Origin of the sequence: Streptomyces sp. NPDC000348, from assembly GCF_042898795.1 — a bacterium.
Taxonomy (GTDB): Bacteria; Actinomycetota; Actinomycetes; order Streptomycetales; family Streptomycetaceae; genus Streptomyces.
On sequence record NZ_JBIAZD010000001.1, the window covers coordinates 567,984 to 585,659 of the forward strand.

At 71.7% G+C, this 17,676-nt stretch carries 19 protein-coding genes; 12 read left to right on the forward strand and 7 right to left on the reverse strand.

Translation table 11 applies throughout. The features are described from left to right. Positions 1-97 precede the first annotated feature (97 nt). The 9 genes from ACFY3N_RS02650 (at position 98) to ACFY3N_RS02690 (ending at position 6,987) form a co-directional block, all read left to right on the forward strand. The gene (locus tag ACFY3N_RS02650) at positions 98-703 is read left to right on the forward strand and encodes a 2-oxo-4-hydroxy-4-carboxy-5-ureidoimidazoline decarboxylase (RefSeq protein WP_390814821.1); all 606 of its coding nucleotides are present in this window, start codon (positions 98-100) and stop codon (positions 701-703) included. A gap of 252 nt (positions 704-955) precedes the next feature. Continuing rightward, positions 956-1,336, forward strand: a complete 381-nt coding sequence (gene sdhC, locus ACFY3N_RS02655) for a succinate dehydrogenase, cytochrome b556 subunit (protein WP_390814822.1) — start codon at positions 956-958, stop codon at positions 1,334-1,336. Positions 1,337-1,341: 5 nt separating this feature from the next. Then, the gene (locus ACFY3N_RS02660; protein WP_390814823.1) at positions 1,342-1,824 is read left to right on the forward strand and encodes a succinate dehydrogenase hydrophobic membrane anchor subunit; all 483 of its coding nucleotides are present in this window, start codon (positions 1,342-1,344) and stop codon (positions 1,822-1,824) included. Positions 1,825-1,843: 19 nt separating this feature from the next. Continuing rightward, positions 1,844-3,598 carry a succinate dehydrogenase flavoprotein subunit gene (sdhA, locus tag ACFY3N_RS02665; protein ID WP_390814824.1) on the forward strand — a complete coding sequence of 585 codons (1,755 nt, stop codon included), beginning with the start codon at positions 1,844-1,846 and terminating at the stop codon, positions 3,596-3,598. Further along, the gene (locus ACFY3N_RS02670) at positions 3,598-4,377 is read left to right on the forward strand and encodes a succinate dehydrogenase iron-sulfur subunit (RefSeq protein WP_390814825.1); all 780 of its coding nucleotides are present in this window, start codon (positions 3,598-3,600) and stop codon (positions 4,375-4,377) included. The genes sdhA and ACFY3N_RS02670 overlap by 1 nt, the downstream gene beginning before the upstream one ends. 159 nt (positions 4,378-4,536) lie before the next feature. Further along, complete coding sequence (locus tag ACFY3N_RS02675; protein WP_390814826.1) at positions 4,537-5,148, forward strand: Uma2 family endonuclease; 612 nt, start codon at positions 4,537-4,539, stop codon at positions 5,146-5,148. Positions 5,149-5,274: 126 nt separating this feature from the next. Next, positions 5,275-5,682: a hypothetical protein gene (locus ACFY3N_RS02680; protein ID WP_390814827.1), complete on the forward strand. Its 408-nt coding sequence runs from the start codon at positions 5,275-5,277 to the stop codon at positions 5,680-5,682. Continuing rightward, positions 5,679-6,182, forward strand: coding sequence for a thiol-disulfide oxidoreductase DCC family protein (locus tag ACFY3N_RS02685; protein WP_390814828.1), 504 nt, complete (start codon positions 5,679-5,681; stop codon positions 6,180-6,182). Before ACFY3N_RS02680 ends, ACFY3N_RS02685 begins: the two co-directional genes overlap by 4 nt. Positions 6,183-6,213: 31 nt before the next feature. Further along, on the forward strand, positions 6,214-6,987 hold the full coding sequence (locus ACFY3N_RS02690; RefSeq protein WP_390814829.1) for a TetR/AcrR family transcriptional regulator: 774 nt from the start codon (positions 6,214-6,216) through the stop codon (positions 6,985-6,987). Here ACFY3N_RS02690 and ACFY3N_RS02695 read toward each other — a convergent pair. Then, positions 6,980-9,394, reverse strand: a complete 2,415-nt coding sequence (locus ACFY3N_RS02695) for an MMPL family transporter (RefSeq protein ID WP_390815029.1) — start codon at positions 9,392-9,394, stop codon at positions 6,980-6,982. The genes ACFY3N_RS02690 and ACFY3N_RS02695 overlap by 8 nt on opposite strands. 162 nt (positions 9,395-9,556) lie before the next feature. On the opposite strand from ACFY3N_RS02695, the gene ACFY3N_RS02700 reads away from it, so the two are divergent. Together ACFY3N_RS02700 and ACFY3N_RS02705 are read left to right on the forward strand one after the other, a co-directional pair. Continuing rightward, positions 9,557-10,246, forward strand: coding sequence for a response regulator transcription factor (locus ACFY3N_RS02700; RefSeq protein WP_390814830.1), 690 nt, complete (start codon positions 9,557-9,559; stop codon positions 10,244-10,246). Then, positions 10,243-11,769 (forward strand): sensor histidine kinase, encoded by a 1,527-nt coding sequence (locus ACFY3N_RS02705; RefSeq protein WP_390814831.1) that lies wholly within the window; start codon positions 10,243-10,245, stop codon positions 11,767-11,769. Before ACFY3N_RS02700 ends, ACFY3N_RS02705 begins: the two co-directional genes overlap by 4 nt. Positions 11,770-11,776: 7 nt before the next feature. Here ACFY3N_RS02705 and ACFY3N_RS02710 read toward each other — a convergent pair whose 3' ends face one another. The 3 genes from ACFY3N_RS02710 to ACFY3N_RS02720 all read right to left on the reverse strand — a co-directional run bounded on the left by ACFY3N_RS02710 (position 11,777) and on the right by ACFY3N_RS02720 (position 13,718). After that, positions 11,777-11,983: a hypothetical protein gene (locus tag ACFY3N_RS02710; protein ID WP_390814832.1), complete on the reverse strand. Its 207-nt coding sequence runs from the start codon at positions 11,981-11,983 to the stop codon at positions 11,777-11,779. A gap of 154 nt (positions 11,984-12,137) precedes the next feature. Next, the gene (locus ACFY3N_RS02715; protein ID WP_390814833.1) at positions 12,138-13,445 is read right to left on the reverse strand and encodes a metallophosphoesterase; all 1,308 of its coding nucleotides are present in this window, start codon (positions 13,443-13,445) and stop codon (positions 12,138-12,140) included. A gap of 24 nt (positions 13,446-13,469) precedes the next feature. Next, positions 13,470-13,718, reverse strand: coding sequence for an SCO4848 family membrane protein (locus tag ACFY3N_RS02720; protein WP_184818217.1), 249 nt, complete (start codon positions 13,716-13,718; stop codon positions 13,470-13,472). Positions 13,719-13,890: 172 nt separating this feature from the next. On the opposite strand from ACFY3N_RS02720, the gene ACFY3N_RS02725 reads away from it, so the two are divergent. Next, complete coding sequence (locus tag ACFY3N_RS02725; protein WP_390814834.1) at positions 13,891-15,180, forward strand: D-alanyl-D-alanine carboxypeptidase family protein; 1,290 nt, start codon at positions 13,891-13,893, stop codon at positions 15,178-15,180. Here the strand turns inward: ACFY3N_RS02725 and ACFY3N_RS02730 are convergent. The 3 genes from ACFY3N_RS02730 to ACFY3N_RS02740 form a co-directional block, all read right to left on the reverse strand. Beyond that, positions 15,128-16,045 (reverse strand): YihY/virulence factor BrkB family protein, encoded by a 918-nt coding sequence (locus ACFY3N_RS02730; protein WP_390814835.1) that lies wholly within the window; start codon positions 16,043-16,045, stop codon positions 15,128-15,130. The two genes, ACFY3N_RS02725 and ACFY3N_RS02730, sit on opposite strands and share 53 nt — an antisense overlap. An 87-nt stretch (positions 16,046-16,132) precedes the next feature. Further along, positions 16,133-17,068 carry a decaprenyl-phosphate phosphoribosyltransferase gene (locus tag ACFY3N_RS02735; RefSeq protein WP_390814836.1) on the reverse strand — a complete coding sequence of 312 codons (936 nt, stop codon included), beginning with the start codon at positions 17,066-17,068 and terminating at the stop codon, positions 16,133-16,135. Then, positions 17,065-17,598 (reverse strand): phosphatase PAP2 family protein, encoded by a 534-nt coding sequence (locus ACFY3N_RS02740; protein WP_390814837.1) that lies wholly within the window; start codon positions 17,596-17,598, stop codon positions 17,065-17,067. Before ACFY3N_RS02740 ends, ACFY3N_RS02735 begins: the two co-directional genes overlap by 4 nt. Positions 17,599-17,676 lie beyond the last annotated feature (78 nt).

A 17,676-nucleotide genomic window follows, 5' to 3' on the forward strand; every position in this document is an offset into this window, starting at 1 on the left:
CCGAACGGGTGAAGGGCGTCGACGAGCCGTCCTCAAACTCTGCCGTCCGGGTGAATTCGGGGTACCGATCGGACACGTCTCGGACTCACTCGATAACGTGTCGTCACAACTCTCACAGCATCTTCCACCGACACACACGCGACGCCCACGAGGACCCACGCTGCCTGCGCACCGTCTCCCAGACCTCCCCGGCCGAGTCGTCATACCCGGGCAGTCCCGCGACGCGCCCGGCACCCCGTCCGCGCTCGAGCGGTTCAACGCCGCTCCCGCCGAGGACGCCGAGCGCGCCCTCCTGGGCTGCCTGCGCAGCCTGCGCTGGGCCCTGCGCCTCTCCGGCCACCGCCCCTACCCCGACCTGCCGTCCCTCCTGGCGGCCTCCGACGAGGCGGCGTACGACCTCTCCCCCGAGGAGCTGACGGAGGCCCTGGCGGCGGAGTCCCTCCCCGCCCTCCCCGACGGCACCTACTCCGCCGCCCACACGGCCCTGACCGCGGCCCACACGGCGTACGCGGCCAAGTTCGGCCACGTGTTCGTCATCTGCCTGGACGGCGTCCCCGAGGAGGAGACCCTGGGCCGGGTCCTGGAGGACATCCGGTCACGATTGGCCAACGATCCGGACGAGGAGCGGGCGGTGGCGGCGGAGGAGCTCCGGCGTCTGGCACGAGGGCGCCTGACGGACCTGGCCAGGGGCGCGGGGCTCTGACGACCTGCGGCTTCGCCGCGCGGGCGCGCAGGACCGCCACGGGGCCGATCCGGGCGATCGACCGCATATCCCCCACCCCGGTGGCAGCCGGTAGCCCGTAAGCGTGCCAGTTTGATCACACCGGCAGGCCCGCTGTAAGCACCGCGGGCAAGCGTCGCTAACATGCTGGGGGCCGGTGGACCGTACCCGGCCGGGCCCGACCGACAAGGAAAGCCGGCGCGGCCCCGAACCCCGCTCCCGGAGGAAACTTCCGTGCCGGCTGGAACGCTGTACCGCGGCCGGGAAGGAATGTGGTCCTGGGTGGCTCACCGAGTCACCGGCGTCCTCATCTTCTTCTTCCTGTTCGTTCACGTGCTGGACACCGCCCTCGTGCGGGTGTCCCCTGAGGCCTACGACACCGTCGTGGCCACGTACAAGACGCCGATCGTCGCGCTGCTGGAGTACGGCCTCGTCGCCGCCGTCCTGTTCCACGCGCTCAACGGCCTGCGTGTCATCGCCGTCGACTTCTGGGTCAAGGGCGCCCGCTACCAGAAGCAGATGCTCTGGACCGTCGTCGCCCTGTGGCTCGTGCTGATGCTCGGGGCGATCTACCCCGTACTCGGCCACGCCGCTCGTGAACTGTTCGGGAGCTGACACCCATGTCCACGACTGACACCACCGCCTCGGGCATCGGCCCCGTCGAGGGCGACGCGCTCTACTCCGTCGACAACCCGGCGCCGGTCATCGAGCCCCCGCGCAAGCGGACCAAGAAGAGCCCGAAGAGCACGCGCGGCAACTTCGAGATGGCCGCCTGGCTGTTCATGCGCCTGTCCGGCGTCGTCCTGGTCGTCCTGGTCATCGGCCACCTGCTGATCCAGCTCGTGCTGGACGGCGGCGTCTCCAAGATCGGCTTCGCCTTCGTGGCCGGCCGCTGGGCCTCGCCGTTCTGGCAGGTCTGGGACCTGCTGATGCTGTGGCTGGCGATGCTGCACGGCGCCAACGGCCTGCGCACGGTCATCAACGACTACGCGGAGCGGCCGAACACCCGGCTGTGGCTCAAGGGCCTGCTCTACACCGCCACGGTGTTCACCATCCTGCTGGGCACGCTGGTGATCTTCACCTTCGACCCGAACATCCGCTAGGCACGGGGCTGCGAAACTCATGAAGGTACACAAGTACGACACCGTCATCGTCGGCGCCGGCGGCGCGGGCATGCGCGCGGCCATCGAGTCGACGAAGCGCAGCCGCACGGCCGTCCTGACGAAGCTCTACCCCACCCGCTCCCACACGGGCGCCGCGCAGGGCGGCATGGCCGCCGCGCTGGCCAACGTGGAGGAGGACAACTGGGAGTGGCACACCTTCGACACGGTCAAGGGCGGTGACTACCTGGTCGACCAGGACGCCGCCGAGATCCTGGCGAAGGAGGCCATCGACTCGGTCCTCGACCTGGAGAAGATGGGCCTGCCGTTCAACCGGACGCCCAATGGCACCATCGACCAGCGCCGCTTCGGCGGTCACAGCCGCAACCACGGCGAGGCCCCGGTCCGCCGCTCCTGCTACGCGGCCGACCGCACCGGTCACATGATCCTCCAGACGCTGTACCAGAACTGCGTCAAGGAGGGCGTGGAGTTCTTCAACGAGTTCTACGTCCTGGACCAGCTGATCACCGAGGTCGACGGCGTCAGGAAGTCGGCCGGTGTGGTCGCCTACGAGCTGGCCACCGGTGAGATCCACGTCTTCCAGGCGAAGTCGGTGATCTACGCCTCCGGCGGCACCGGCAAGTTCTTCAAGGTGACGTCGAACGCGCACACGCTGACCGGTGACGGCCAGGCGGCCGTGTACCGGCGCGGGCTGCCGCTGGAGGACATGGAGTTCTTCCAGTTCCACCCGACCGGCATCTGGCGCATGGGCATCCTGCTGACGGAGGGCGCCCGCGGTGAGGGCGGCATCCTCCGCAACAAGGACGGCGAGCGCTTCATGGAGAAGTACGCGCCGGTCATGAAGGACCTCGCCTCCCGTGACGTCGTCTCGCGCTCCATCTACACGGAGATCCGCGAGGGCCGCGGCTGCGGTCCCGAGGGCGACCACGTCTACCTGGACCTCACGCACCTCCCGCCGGAGCAGCTCGACGCCAAGCTGCCCGACATCACGGAGTTCGCGCGGACGTACCTCGGCATCGAGCCGTACACGGACCCGATCCCGATCCAGCCCACCGCGCACTACGCGATGGGCGGCATCCCGACCAACGTCGAGGGTGAGGTCCTGGCGGACAACACCACCGTCGTCCCGGGCCTGTACGCGGCCGGCGAGGTCGCCTGCGTGTCCGTGCACGGCGCCAACCGCCTGGGCACCAACTCGCTGCTGGACATCAACGTGTTCGGCAAGCGGGCCGGCATCGCGGCGGCGGACTACTCGCAGAAGGCCGACTTCGTCGAGCTGCCGGAGAACCCGGAGGCGTTCGTCGTCGAGCAGATCGAGCGGCTGCGGTCCTCCACCGGCAACGAGCGGGTGGCCACCATCCGCCGTGAGCTGCAGGAGACCATGGACGCCAACGTCATGGTGTTCCGCACCGAGCAGACGATCAAGACGGCGGTCGAGAAGATCGCCGAGCTGCGCGAGCGCTACAAGAACGTCGCCATCCAGGACAAGGGCAAGCGGTTCAACACCGACCTGCTGGAGGCCATCGAGCTGGGCAACCTGCTCGACCTGGCCGAGGTCATGGCCGTCTCCGCGCTGGCCCGCAAGGAGTCCCGCGGCGGTCACTACCGCGAGGACTACCCGAACCGCGACGACGTCAACTTCATGCGCCACACGATGGCGTACCGCGAGGTCGGCGCCGACGGCACCGAGACCGTCCGTCTGGACTACAAGCCGGTCGTCCAGACCCGCTACCAGCCGATGGAGCGTAAGTACTGATGGCTACCCCTGTTCTGGACAAGGCGGACGCGGCCGGTTCCCCCGGGCCCGGCTTCGCCGACTCCCCCTACATCACCGTCACGATGCGGATCCGCCGGTTCAACCCGGAGGTCTCGGCCGAGGCGACCTGGGAAGACTTCCAGCTGGAGATCGACCCCAAGGAGCGTGTCCTCGACGCGCTGCACAAGATCAAGTGGGACCTGGACGGCACGCTGACCTTCCGCCGTTCCTGCGCCCACGGCATCTGCGGCTCCGACGCCATGCGGATCAACGGCAAGAACCGCCTGGCGTGCAAGACGCTGATCAAGGACATCAACCCCGAGAAGCCGATCACGGTCGAGGCCATCAAGGGCCTGACGGTCCTCAAGGACCTGGTCGTGGACATGGAGCCGTTCTTCCAGGCGTACCGGGACGTGATGCCCTTCCTGATCACGAAGGACACCAACGAGCCGACGCGCGAGCGGCTGCAGTCCGCCGAGGACCGCGAGCGCTTCGACGACACGACCAAGTGCATCCTGTGCGCCGCCTGCACCTCGTCGTGCCCGGTGTTCTGGAACGACGGGCAGTACTTCGGCCCGGCGGCCATCGTCAACGCGCACCGCTTCATCTTCGACTCGCGTGACGAGGCCGGCGAGCAGCGCCTGGAGATCCTCAACGACCGCGACGGCGTCTGGCGCTGCCGCACGACCTTCAACTGCACGGACGCCTGCCCGCGCGGTATCGAGGTCACCAAGGCGATCGCGGAAGTGAAGCGTGCGCTGATCACGCGCCGCTACTGAGGTACCTCGTTCGTTCAGGTCCGTGAGGGCCCCGTCTCCGCCGGAGACGGGGCCCTCCGGCATATGCCCCACGTTCGGGTGAACGCGGCTGAGACGGACGTGAGGGCGTCTCCCGCCCTACGATGATGGTCTCGACACCAGCCCCCCAGGAGGCACGCGATGTCCGCAGCATCCGTCGAGCGGCCCCACGACGAGCGTCCGCTGATCGCGGAGGCGAACCGTCTCATGGACCGACTTCCGGGCTACCGCGTCGAGATCCTCGGAGGCCAGATCCTCGTGTCCCCCCCACCGGACGGCCCGCACGCCCGCGCCCTGACCACACTGATGCTCCCCTTCTTCACAGCCGGACTGCACGGCGGGGAGACCGAAGTGCTCCAGGGCGTCGGCCTCTGGCTGCCCACCGACACCGAGGACTACGCGATTCCTGATCTGGTGGTCGTGGACTCCGACATCGACGACCACCTCATCGAGAACAACTGCTACGACCCGGTCTGCTTCCGCCTCGTCCTGGAGGTCACCTCCAGCAACTGGAAGAACGACCTGAAGACCAAGGTCGCCGCCTACGCCGAGGCGAAGATCCCCGTCTACGTCGTCGTCGACCGCGAACACCAGCGCGTACACGTTCTGACCGACCCGGCCGGGGACGGCTACGTCACCCACCGCTTTCACTCCCCCGGCCGGCAGGTCACCCTCCCCGACTCCATCGGCGCCAAGGTCACCCTGGACGTGGCCGAGGTCCTCCGGGCGGGACGGCCCCGCAAGGCCGACTGAGCCGCACACCGAACACGGCGGATGCGTGACGCAGCCCACCCCACCCTTGAGTTGAACACGTTCAAAAAGAAGGTCTAGAGTCTCTCCCGTCAGCGTTTTGAACGCGTTCAAGAAAGGCTGGGGGACATGGACCGCACGGTCATCGCCTACGTCATCTACCTGGTGGTCAGCATCGCGCTGACCGTCTGGGTGGCCCGCACGCTCAGCAGCAACGGGCGGGTCTTCCTCGCCGACGTGCTGCACGGCAACGAGAAGCTCGCCGGCGCCGTCAACCACCTCCTGGTGGTCGGCTTCTACCTCGTCAACCTCGGCTTCGTCGCGCTGTACCTGAGCGACGACGACACGATCACCGACACCCGCGGCGTCTTCGAGGCCCTGTCGACCAAGCTCGGCGTGGTGCTGCTGGTGCTCGGCGTGATGCACCTGGGCAACGTGTACGTGCTCAACAGGATCCGGCGGCGCGGGGTGATGGAGCGGGAGCAGGTCCCGCCGGTGCCGCCGCAGGGCTGGGCGGCCCCTCGGGCCGGGGCGTGAGCGGCGTGACGGCCACCGTCGAGGACCGGGGCGCCGCACGCGTCCCGGTCCGCCGGCTCACCGTGCTGTACGACGCCGAGTGCTCCCTGTGCGCCTTCCTGCGGGACTGGCTGGTGCGCCGGCCGCAGCTGGTGCCGCTGGAGCCGGTCCCGGCGGGATCGGAGGCGGCGCGGGCCCGCTTCCCGGACCTCGATCACGGGTCCACGCTGGAGGAGATCACCGTGGTCGGCGACGGCGGGCAGGTGTACCGGGGGGCCGCCGCGTGGATCGTCACGCTGTGGGCGCTGCGCGAGTACCGGCCGCTGGCCCACCGGCTGAGCACTCCCGCCGGCGCCCGGCTCGCCAGGGGCGCGGTGCTGGCCGCCGCCAAGTGGCGGGGATCCACGACGGGATGGGGCGGGGGCGTGTACCACCGCGGCGACGGGTGGACGTACGACCCGCGCCACGGCTGGAGCCACACCCCGCCGGGCTGCGCCGCGGGCACCTGCACCGCCCCGTAGGGCGGGCGCTTCCTGGCGTTAGGCTCCTTCCGTGCCCGCGAAGAACGACGGCCCCGGCGACGGCGCCCCCCTCAGCAAGTCCGAGCAGACCCGCGCCCTGATCCTCGAGACCGCCATGCGGCTCTTCCAGGAGCGCGGGTACGACAAGACGACCATGCGGGCCATCGCCAAGGAGGCGGGGGTCTCCGTCGGCAACGCGTACTACTACTTCGAGGGCAAGGAACACCTGATCCAGGGCTTCTACGACCGGATCGCCGCCGAGCACCAGGCGGCCGTCCGGGAGGTCCTGGCCCGGGAGACCGACCTGGAGGCCCGGATAGCGGGCGTGCTGAAGGCGTGGCTGGACATCGCCACCCCGTACCACGAGTTCGCGGTGCAGTTCTTCAAGAACGCCGCCGACCCGGACAGTCCGCTCAGCCCCTTCTCCCCCGAGTCCGAGCACGCGCGCGTGGAGGCGATCAGCGTCCACCGCGCGGTGCTCGCCGGGACGAGGACCAAGGTGCCCGAGGAGCTGCGGGACGCCCTGCCCGAGCTGATGTGGCTGTCCCAGATGGGGCTCGTCCTGTACTGGATCTTCGACCGCACCGAGGGCCGCGAGCGCAGCTACCGGCTCGCCGAGCGCGGCGCCCGGCTCACCGCGCGGGGCATCGCCCTGGCCCGTTTCCGGGTGCTGCGGCCGCTGGTGCGCGAGGTGCACGAACTGTTCACGGAGTTCCTGCCCGGGATGACGAAGGCGCTCCCCGACCCGGCGAAGAAGGGGAACGGGGCGCCCGCCGACGACGGGCGCCCCGGCACCGTCAGTTGACGGCGTCCACCTCACCGGGTACGAGTTCCACGTCGTGCACCAGTGGACCGTCCGTCACGGTCACGTGGGCCGCGCGGGAGCCGAGCGGGGTCGCCGTGGCCGCGAGCAGATAGGCGCCCGGGGCCGGTACGGAGACGATGTACGAGCCGTCGGCGAGGGAGACCACACGGTCCAGCCGGCGGCCGCCCGAGGTCAGCAGGGTGACGGCGGCGCCCTCGACGGGTTCGCCGTCGGCCGTGCGGACGAAGCCGTGGACCACCGAGGAGGAACCCTGCGGGTCCCGGACCTCGGCGGACCCGGGCAGGGCCTCCTCCTTCGGTTCGACCGCCAGATGCGGCAGCCGCTTCTCCAGCCCGGCCGGCAGCCACCAGTTGGACTTCCCGAGCAGGTGCATCACGGCCGGCACCAGTGCCGTACGCAGGATGAACGCGTCCAGGGCGACCGCGGCGGCCAGTCCCACGCCCGCCATGGCGGCGCCGTAGTCGCCGCTGAGCACGAAGGCGAGGAAGACGCAGACCATGATCAGGGCCGCGGAGTTGATGACGCGGCTGGTCTCCGCGAGGCCGACGCGGACCGCGCGGGCGTTGTCCCGGGTGTGCACCCACTCCTCGTGCATCCGGCTCACCAGGAACACCTGGTAGTCCATGGAGAGCCCGAACAGCAGCGACAGCATGATGATCGGCAGGAAGGACGCGATGGGGCCCTCCGTGCCGAGGCCGAGCAGGTCCAGGCCGTAACCCCACTGGAAGACCGCCACCAGGACGCCGAAGGAGGCCGCCGCCGCGAGCAGGTTCATCACGGCGGCCGTCAGCGGCACCACCAGGGAGCGGAACGCGAGCAGCAGGAGCAGGAAGCCGAGGCCGATGATCGTGCCGATGAACAGCGGCAGCCGCTCGCCGGTCACCGTCGCGAAGTCCTTGGACACCGCGGTCACCCCGCCGACGTGGGCCTCGACGCCCGCCTCCGGGAGGACGTCGTCGCGCAGGGTGTCGATGAGCCGGTCCGTCTCCTCGGCCTGCGGGGAGGTGGTGGGGACGACCTGGATGACCGTGACGCCGTTCGCGGGCGGTACGGCGGCGACCTGGGCGACGCCCTCGGTCTCCGCCAGGACGGTCACCAGGTTGTCGGGCGCCTCACCGTCCACGACCACCTGGAGCGGGCCGTTGAAGCCGGGCCCGAAGCCCTCGGCGAGCAGGTCGTAGGCCTGCCTGGTGGTCATGGAGGCATCGTCGTTGCCCTGGTCCACGGTGCCCAGGCGCAGCGACAGCAGCGGGACGGCGAGCGCCGCCATCAGGACGACGGCCAGGACGGCCACGGACCGCGGGCGGCGCTGGACGCCGGCGGACCAGCGCGCGGCGAGACCGCTCACCGCCTCAGTCTGCGGGCCCTGCTCCGCGAGCCTGCGGCGCTGGCGGCGGCTGAGCACCCGGTGGCCGAGCAGGCCGAGCAGCGCGGGCAGCAGGGTGACGGCGGCGAGCACGCTCAGCACGACGGTGAGCGTGGTGCCGATGACCACGCCGTCCAGGAACCGCAGGTTCGTCACCAGCATCCCGGCGAGGGCGATGCACACCGTGCCGCCCGCGAACAGCACCGCCCGGCCCGAGGTGTTGAGGGCGGTGACCGCCGCCTCCTCCGGGTCGGCGCCGCGCAGGATGCCGCGCCGGTGCCGGGTGACGATGAACAGGGCGTAGTCGATGCCGACGCCGAGACCGATCAGCGTGGACAGCAGCGTGGCGAGTTCGGGGACGTTCGTGACATGGCTGAGCAGCTGCGTGCCGAACATGCCGGTGCCGACGCCGAAGACGGCGACCACGATCGGCAGCAGCATCGCGAAGACCGAGCCGAAGGCCACGAACAGCACGACCGCGGCGGCCAGGATGCCGACCAGCTCGGCCGTGCCCGTCGGCGGCTCCTGGACGCGCGTGATGGCCTGGCCGCCCAGCTCCACCTGGAGCCCGTCGCGCGCGGCGTCCTGCGCCGTGTCGACGACGTCCTGGACCAGCTCCTTCGGCACGGCGTCCGCCTGCTCGGCGAACGTGACCTGCGCGTAGGCGATCCGCCCGTCCTCGCTGATCTGTGCCGCGCCCTGCCCGCCGTAGGGGTTCGTGACGGCGCCGACGCCCTCCATGCGCCCGATCTCCGTCAGCGCTGGCTCGATCCGGGACCGTACGGAGTCGTCGCGCACGGAGCCCTCGTCGACCTTCCACACCACGGTGTCGGTGTCGCCGGCGCGTTCCGGGAACGCCTTCTCCATCAGGTCGTACGCCCGCTTGGAGTCCGTGTCCGGCAGCGAGAAGACCTCCGCGTAGTTCGTTCCCGCGCTGCTCGCCGAAGCCCCCAGTCCGAGCAGCGCCCCCACCCACAGCAACAGGACCACCAGCCGATGCCGATAGCACCAGCGTGCCAATACCGCCACTTCAAGCTCCTTTGTCGCTCGGTCGGTCCCCCAGGTCCTGGGCAGCAGAATCGACGGCGACGCCCGCGCGGGGACATGGCCGGCGCGGGACTCTCAAGGAACTCCAAAGCGAAGACCCGTACGACCGCAGGGAGTCGCGCCGATACTGGGGGCATGACGACAGCTCCCGGCACCGTGCTGGTCGTGGAGGACGAGGAGAGCATCGCGGACGTCCTCGCCATCGCCCTGCGCTACCACCGCTTCGAGGTCATGACCGCGGGCACGGTCCGCGAGGCGCTCGCGCTGACCGAGCACACCCGCCCCGACGCCGCCCTCCTCGACGTGATGCTGCCGGACGGCGACGGCCGCGCCCTCGGCCGTGAACTGCGGTCCCGGCGGCCGGAGCTGGCGCTGGTGTTCCTCACCGCGCGGGACGCGCCCGCCGAGGTCGTCGGCGCGCTCGGCTTCGGCGACGACTACATCACCAAGCCGTTCAACATCGACGAGGTCGTCGCCCGGATCACCGCCGTACTGCGCCGCACCCGCCCCGCCGACGTCCTCCCGCAGCGGGCGCCGCTGCGCCACGGCGACCTGGAGCTGGACGAGACCACGTACTCGGTGCGCCGCGCGGGCCGCTCGGTCGAGCTCACCCCCACCGAGTACGCGCTGCTGCGCTTCCTGGTGCGCAACGGCGGACGGATCGTGCCGAAGGAACAACTGCTGCGCCACGTCTGGCAGTACGAGCACGCCCCGGCCGAATCGACCGTCGTCGAGACCTACATCAGCTATCTGCGGCGCAAACTCGACACCCTGGGCCCGCCGGTGATCACCACCCGGCGCGGGGTCGGGTACGGCCTGACGTGAGGCTCCCGATCCGGAAGCCGGGCCGCGGGCGGGGCGTCCACTCGCTGCGCGGGGCGCTGACCCTGGCGAACGTGGTGCTGCTGGCCCTCGGCATCGTGGCGGCCACCGTGGTGAGCGTGATGGGCATGCGCTACTACCTGCTGGACCAGATCGACACGGAGCTGACCCGGACCCGGGACTCGCTGGGCGGCACGGAACTGACGCTGCGGCAGATCGACTCGCTGAGCGTGCTGAGCTTCTTCCGCGACCGGGTGGATCCGGACTGGAACCGGGAGGACGACCCGGACTCGATCTTCGCCGCCGTGAACACCCGGGGCGAGCCCGTCGGCGTCCTCGGCTTCGCACCGACCGACGCCCAGCGTGCCCTGGCCGACGCGGTGGGCGACGCGCGCACCCTCCTCCAGGACCCGGAACCGCACGACGTCACCGTGCGCGGCGCCGCCTACCGCGTCACCGCCACCCGGCTCGCGGACGGCACGTACATCCTGATCGCCGGCTCCACCGAGGCGGTGCACCACGCCATCGCCAAGGCGGTCAAGTTCGACCTGACCATCGGGACGCTGCTGTTGCTGCTGCTGGCCTGCCTGACCATGGTCAGCGTGCGGCGGCGGATGCGGCCGCTGGAGGACATGGTGGAGACCTCGTCGGCGATCGCGGAGGGCGACCTGACCCGGCGGGTGCCCTCCAGCCGGGAAACGATCCTCGAGGTGGAGCAACTGCGGCTCGCCCTCAACTCGATGCTCCAGCAGGTGGAGTCGGCGTACCGCACGCGTGAGCACAGCGCGGCCCAGCTGCGGCGGTTCGTCGCCGACGCCTCGCACGAACTGCGGACGCCCCTGGCCGCGATACGCGGCTACCTCCAGCTGTACGACCGGGGGATGCTGCGCGAGCCGACGGAACGCAAGCGGGCCTGGGACCGGATGATGACGGAGTCCGACCGCATGGGGCGACTGGTCGACGAGCTGCTGATGCTGGCCCGCCTGGACCAGCGTCCCGAACTGCGGCTGCGGAACGTGGACGTGTGCCGGCTGGTGCGGGACGCGGCGGAGGACCTGCGGGTGCAGCAGCCGGAGCGGGCGGTGACCGTGGACGCGGACGGCTCGGTGCTGGTGCACGCGGACGAGGCGGGGCTGCGGCAGGTCCTGGGGAACCTGCTGGGCAATGTGCGTACGCACACTCCGGCGGACGTCGCGGTACGGCTCGGGGTGGTCCGCGCGGACGGGCTGGTGCGGCTGTCCGTGGCGGACGACGGGCCGGGCCTCGCGGCGGAGGACGCGGCGCGCGTCTTCGACCGCTTCTTCCGCGCCGGCGGGGGTGCGGGGAGCGGTCTCGGCATGGCGATCGTGCAGGGCGTGGTGCGGGCGCACAGGGGTGAGGTGGCGGTGCGGACGGCGCCGGGCGAGGGGCTGGAGGTGACCGTGACGCTGCCGGCCCGGTCGGGAGCGTGCCCGACGGACGACGGGACGACGACGACCGTCCCGGAGCCGGCGCCGGCACCCGCCCCGCCGAGCCGCACGGCATGAGGCCGGGTCACTCCCCGGCGGCCGTGAGGTCGGCGACCCGGGCGGTGCGCGCGCCGGGCGCGGTCGGCCGGTCGAGGGCCGCGCGGTGCCGCACCTCGTCGGGGCTCGCGGTGGCGTCCTCGACGACGACATCCCCGCCGACCGGCTCCCAGGGCGTGTCGCCGATCCACCGCTCCGGATCGATCAGGACAAGCACCGTACGGGCATGACTCACCGACTCCCCCTCCCCGGCTGCGGGCAGTCGTGCCTCCCCCAGCGCCTCAAGGGCCCGGGAGGTGCCCCCAGGGCGGCACGGGTGGGCGGTGGGGGTCCCCCCGCTCGAGCGAAGCCGGGAGTGGAACCCGCCCCCGGCCCACACCAACAGACCGTCAGGCTTGCCTGGAGGCCAGCTCGATCACCGTGATGTCCGACGGCGCACCCACCCGCGTAGGCGGGCCCCACGCCCCGGCGCCCCGGCTGACGTACAGCTGGGTGTCGCCGTACCGGTCGAGCCCCGCCAGGGTGGGATTGGCCAGGCCGGCGACGAGGTTGCCGGGGAAGAGCTGGCCACCGTGGGTGTGACCGGAGAGCTGGAGGTCGACGCCGTGGTCGACGGCGTCGTGGATCTGCACCGGCTGGTGGGCGAGGAGGACGCACGCCCGCGCCCGGTCCCGGTCACCGAGCGCCTTCGCGTAGTCCGGGCCCTGGCCCTCGTCCTCACCCGCCACGTCGTTGACCCCCGCCAGGTCGAAGTGCGGCAGCTCCGTGCGGGTGTTCTCCAGCGGGTTCAGCCCGAGCCGCCGCACCTCCTCGACCCACTGCTCGGCACCGGAGAAGTACTCGTGGTTGCCGGTGACGAAGAACGAACCGTGACGAGCCCTCAGCTGCGCCAGCGGAGCCGCGGCCGGGCCGAGGTCCTTCACGCTCCCGTCCACCAGGTCACCGACGACCGCGATCAGGTCCGGCTGGGTCGAGTTGATCGTGTCCACGACCTTCTGGGCGAAGCCCCGCCCGAGCACCGGCCCGAGGTGGATGTCGCTGACCACCGCGATGCGGTAGCCGTGCGCCGCGCGGGGAAGCTTGGCGAGCGGCACGGTGACCCGCTTCACCCGCGGCCCGCGCAGCACGCCGTACGTCCCGTAACCGACGGTCCCCACGGCCGCCGCGGCGGCGGCCCCGCCGACGACGCGGGAGACGAACAGCCGCCGGGAGGGGGCGGACGCTCCCTGCGGGCCGGGCGCGTCGCCGCCGGACGCCGGGCCGTCCCCGGCCGCCAGGGCACCCGGCGCGCCGTTCGGGCCGCGCCCGGCGTTCTGACCGGCCGGTATCGGCTCCGGCCGGGCCGGTACGGGCGCCGCCGCCTCCGCCGTCCTCGCCCGCCGTTCCAGGATCCGCCGCAGCACCGGGCGCACCAGCTCGCCCGCGAGCACCGCCAGCAGCAGGTACAGGGCCAGGGCCAGCCACAGGAAGCCGGGCCAGGCCAGGACCTGCTGGAGCCGGAAGGGGGCCCCGCCGCGCTCGGCGACGAAGGCGCCGACGGTCAGCGCCCAGCCGCCGGCGATCACCACGGCGCCCGCGCGGCGCACCGCGCCCGGGCCCTTCGTGGTGTCCCGGAACAGACGCCGCCACACATACCAGTTGCCCGTCACCAGGACGGCCACGACCAGCAGTGCGATGAGTACGAAGACGATGGCCACGAGGCGGAGTTCCCCTGTTTCCGGTCAGGACGTCCGTGACGTCCGGCTCAGTGCGCGCAGTCCGCGCAACCCGATGCCCCCGATGACCGTCCCCAGTACGAAGGAGACGACGGCGAGCGTCAGGTGAACGAAGAAGTACGCCGTCGGGTGCCCGTCCTCGAACGCGAGTCCGCTGCTGTCCTTGACCAGGTTCTTGACGAAAGTGATCCAGATGACCCAGCTCCACACCCCGAAGGCGAGCAGGAACCAGGAGACGGGGCGGCTGAGCTTCACCGATACAGACCTTTCCTCACAGCGCCGGGCACCCTCGGTCGGCCGGGGGTCCGGGGGTCGTGCCCCGGAGGAGCACGGCACCGGTCCAGTATCGCCGGGCGGTGTCCGGATCCTTGCCCGGGGTGGGGACCTGCCCGGGACTTCGTCGGGTATGGCATGTACGTTTCCGCTCGTGCCCGCACCCAAGAACACCGTCCGGCGACCGCTGTCGGTCGCCTGCGCCGTGCTGTTGTCCACCGCGCTGACCGCACCCGTCGCCCTCGCGGCCCCGAAGCCGTCGGCGAGTCCGTCGGCCACGCCCCCGGCGACGATGTCGACGGTGGGCGGCGCCCGGCTCGGACAGCCGGGGACGCAGGTCAACCTCGCGAGCGGGGTGCCGGTGCTGCCGAAGGAGCTGTCGGCCCGCTCCTGGATCGTCGCCGACGCCGAGTCCGGCGAGGTGCTCGCCGCCCACAACGCGCACTGGCGGCTGGCCCCCGCGAGCACCCTGAAGATGCTGTTCGCCGACACGCTGCTGCCGAAGTGGCCGAAGACGACGGAGCACCGGGTCGAGCCGTCCGACCTGGCCGGGATCGGCGCCGGTTCCAGCATGGTCGGCGTCAAGGAGGACGAGACGTACACCGTCCACGACCTGTGGCTGGGTGTCTTCCTCCGCTCCGGCAACGACGCGGTGCACGTGCTGTCGGCGATGAACGGCGGCGTCGAGAACACCGTCGAGGAGATGAACGCGCACGCCGAGGAGCTCCAGGCGCTCGACACCCACGTGGTCAGCCCCGACGGGTACGACGCCGAGGGGCAGGTGTCGTCCGCGTACGACCTGACGCTGATCGCCCGTTCCGGGCTGCAGAAGAAGGACTTCCGGGAGTACAGCTCGACGGTCAGGACGCAGTTCCCGGGTGAGACGAAGAAGAACAAGAAGGGCAAGAAGGTCCGCGGGTCCTTCGAGATCCAGAACACCAACCGGCTGCTGTCCGGAGACACCGACGTGCCGGTCTACCAGGGCATAGCCGGCGTGAAGAACGGCAACACCACCAACGCGGGCGCCACCTTCACCGGTGTCGCCGAGCGGAACGGCAAGGTGCTGCTGGTCACCGTGATGAACCCGTCGAAGAACGTGAGCAACGAGGTCTACAAGGAGACCGCGAAGCTCCTCGACTGGGGTTTCAAGGCGGCCGGCAAGGTCGAGCCGGTGGGTGAGCTGGTGCGGCCGAAGAGCGCGACGGAGGCGGACGCCCGGCCGGGCCCGTCCGCCTCGCCCGGTGGGGCCGGGGGCACCGGGGACGGTGCCGTCGCGGCCGGTGCGAAGCCGGTGGCGAGTGCCGCGGCGGGCGGCGGCGCCGACGGCATCGGGGTCGCGCTGGGCATCGCCGGCGGCGCGGTCGTGCTGCTCGCGGGCGGCGCGTTCCTGGTCAACCGGCGCTGGCCGCTGCCGGACCTGGTGCGCCGCCGCTCGCGTCCGTGACGTCCGCGGCCTCGTCCCGCTTGCTCCGCGTCGCCGTCCAGGCGGCGCAGAACAGGACCAGTTTCGAGGTGAGGTTGATCCACAGCAGCAGGGCCACCGGGACGCCGAAGGCGCCGTACATGCTCTTCGTGGCCACGCCCTGCAGATAGCCGCTGAGCAGCAGCTTCAGCAGTTCGAAGCCGACCGCGCCGGTGAGTGCGGCGACGGTCAGGCGGTGCCGGGTGGGTTCGACGCCGGGCAGCAGGGTGAGGACGTACAGCAGGAGCAGGAAGTCGGCGCCGACGGCGACGGCGAACGCCGCGACGTGCAGGACGATCCCGCCCCAGCCGCCCTTCTCGAGCCCGATGGCGTCACTGATCCGGCCGACCAGGGCGGAGGCGACGGTGGAGGCGACCAGGGTGGTCAGGACCGCGCCGCCGAGCCCGACGAGGATGCCCAGGTCCTTGCCCTTGCGCAGGAAGGGGTTCTCCTCCTCGTCGGGCAGCTCCCACACCGCGCGCAGGCATTCGCGCGTGGAGCCGGCCCAGCTGATGCCGGTGAACAGCAGCACGGCGCCGGCGATGAGCCCGACGGTGCCGGCGTTCTCCACCAGGTCCCCGATGTTCAGCTGGTCGGAGATGCCGGGCACCTGGTCGGTGATCCGGTCCTGGAGGGTGTCCTGCTGGTCCTGGCTCAGCGTGGCGGCGCCGATCGAGGCGCCCACGGTGAGCAGCGGGAACAGCGCGACGAAGCTGGTGAACGTCATCGCGGCGGCCAGCCGCGTCCAGTGCACCCGGTCCAGACGCTCGTACGACCGCCAGGCGTGCGTGAGCATCAGCCGGGCCGTCCACGGCCCGACGACCGGAAGCCTTTTCAGCCAGTCCATGACCCGACTCTGCCCCCTCGCAAGAGCCCCATGTCCGACGCCCCCGGAACCGGGTCCCCCGCGGCCGGTGGCGGAGCGGACGGCCTCTCACCAGTCGGCCACCGCCAGGGCGTACATCGCCGCCCAGACCAGGCCGATGACGGCGAGCGCGCGGTCGCCCAGCACCACGTCCTCGGGTTCGCCGGCGGTCCCCCGGTCGGCGAAGACGGCGTACCTGAGGACGGCGAGGACGAAGGCGACCACGGACAGCTGCCGCCAGGGCAGCACGCTGGTGTGCGGCACGCCGCCCTCCTCCAGGGCCCACAGGCAGTAGCCGAGGACGGCGACGCCGGCGGCGAGCTGCCAGACGAAGCGGAGGTAGCCGGTGGTGTACTCGGTGAGCAGCGCCCGCGTGGCACCCGCTTTCCCGGTCATCTGCACGGCTTCGGAGTAGCGCTTGGCGGCGACCATGAACAGGGCGCCGAACCCGGTGGTGATGAGGAACCACCGGGACAGGGGGATGCCGAGGGCGAGACCGCCGATCACCGCGCGCATCACGAAGCCGGCGGTGACCACGACGAGGTCGACGACGAGGACGTGCTTGAGGCTGACGCAGTACGCCAGTTGCATGGCGAGGTAGGCGGTCAGCAGCGCGGCGGCCTCCGGGGGGCACAGCCGGGCCGCGACGGCGGGCGCGAGGACGCCGAGGGCGGTTCCGGCGGCGTAGGCGACCGGCACGGGCACCCGGCCGGCGGCGACCGGGCGGCGGCACTTGACGGGGTGGGCGCGGTCGGCGTCGGCGTCGCGCGCGTCGTTGACCAGGTAGACGGCGGCGGCGCAGGCGGTGAACAGGACGAAGACCAGGGCCAGCCGGGTCAGGGCGTGGACGGAGAACAGTTCGCCGGCGGCGGCCGGGGCGGCGATCACCAGGACGTTCTTGACCCACTGCTTGGGCCGCGCGGTCAGCAGCAGGCCCGTGAGGAGGCCGCCCCCGTCGGACGGTGCGGTCTGCCGCCGGTCGGCGCGCTCGCGCAGCAGGGTCACGCGGGGCCTCCCGTCATCCAACGGGCGCCGAGGCGGGCCGTGAGCGCGCCGAGGGCGGCGCCGGCCACCACGTCCGACGGGTAGTGGACGCCGGCCACCAGGCGGGACACGCAGACGGCGGCGGCGAGCGGGGGCACCGCGCGGGCGCCCAGCGCGCCGAAGGCGACGGCGGCGGCCGCCGCCGAGGTGGCGTGCGCACTGGGGAAGGAGTGCCGGCCGACCGTGCCGACCAGGGGTTCGACATGTGCGGGGCGCGGGCGGCGCACGACCTGTTTCACGGCCGAGCCGGCGGCGTGGGCGCCCGCGGTGAGTGCGGTGCCGCGCAGCCAGGCGCCGCGCCGGGGGCGGTCCACGACGGCTCCGGCGAGCCCGGCCGCGAGCCACACCGCCCCGTGCTCCCCCGCCCGGGACAGGGCCCGCGCGGCCCCGGCGACGCGCGGATCCGCGCCGCACGCCCTGAGGGCCGAGACGATCCGGTGGTCCAGGCCGTGGAGACCGAGGGTGCGGGGGAGGTCGTGGAGGTCGTCCATGGGGACCCACTGTTCACGCCCGGCGGGCCGGAATTCCCGTCACCGGGGAACGACATCCCATTAATCACCCGTTTCAGG

What these genes read in the sequence shown, in the direction of transcription:
- ACFY3N_RS02660 (WP_390814823.1), top strand. Translation starts at nt 1,342, where the DNA reads ATGTCCACGACTGACACCACCGCCTCGGGCATCGGCCCCGTCGAGGGC.
- sdhA (WP_390814824.1), top strand. Translation starts at nt 1,844, where the DNA reads ATGAAGGTACACAAGTACGACACCGTCATCGTCGGCGCCGGCGGCGCG.
- ACFY3N_RS02670 (WP_390814825.1), top strand. Translation starts at nt 3,598, where the DNA reads ATGGCTACCCCTGTTCTGGACAAGGCGGACGCGGCCGGTTCCCCCGGG.
- ACFY3N_RS02675 (WP_390814826.1), top strand. Translation starts at nt 4,537, where the DNA reads ATGTCCGCAGCATCCGTCGAGCGGCCCCACGACGAGCGTCCGCTGATC.
- ACFY3N_RS02680 (WP_390814827.1), top strand. Translation starts at nt 5,275, where the DNA reads ATGGACCGCACGGTCATCGCCTACGTCATCTACCTGGTGGTCAGCATC.
- ACFY3N_RS02700 (WP_390814830.1), top strand. Translation starts at nt 9,557, where the DNA reads ATGACGACAGCTCCCGGCACCGTGCTGGTCGTGGAGGACGAGGAGAGC.
- ACFY3N_RS02730 (WP_390814835.1), bottom strand. Translation starts at nt 16,045, where the DNA reads ATGGACTGGCTGAAAAGGCTTCCGGTCGTCGGGCCGTGGACGGCCCGG.
- ACFY3N_RS02740 (WP_390814837.1), bottom strand. Translation starts at nt 17,598, where the DNA reads ATGGACGACCTCCACGACCTCCCCCGCACCCTCGGTCTCCACGGCCTG.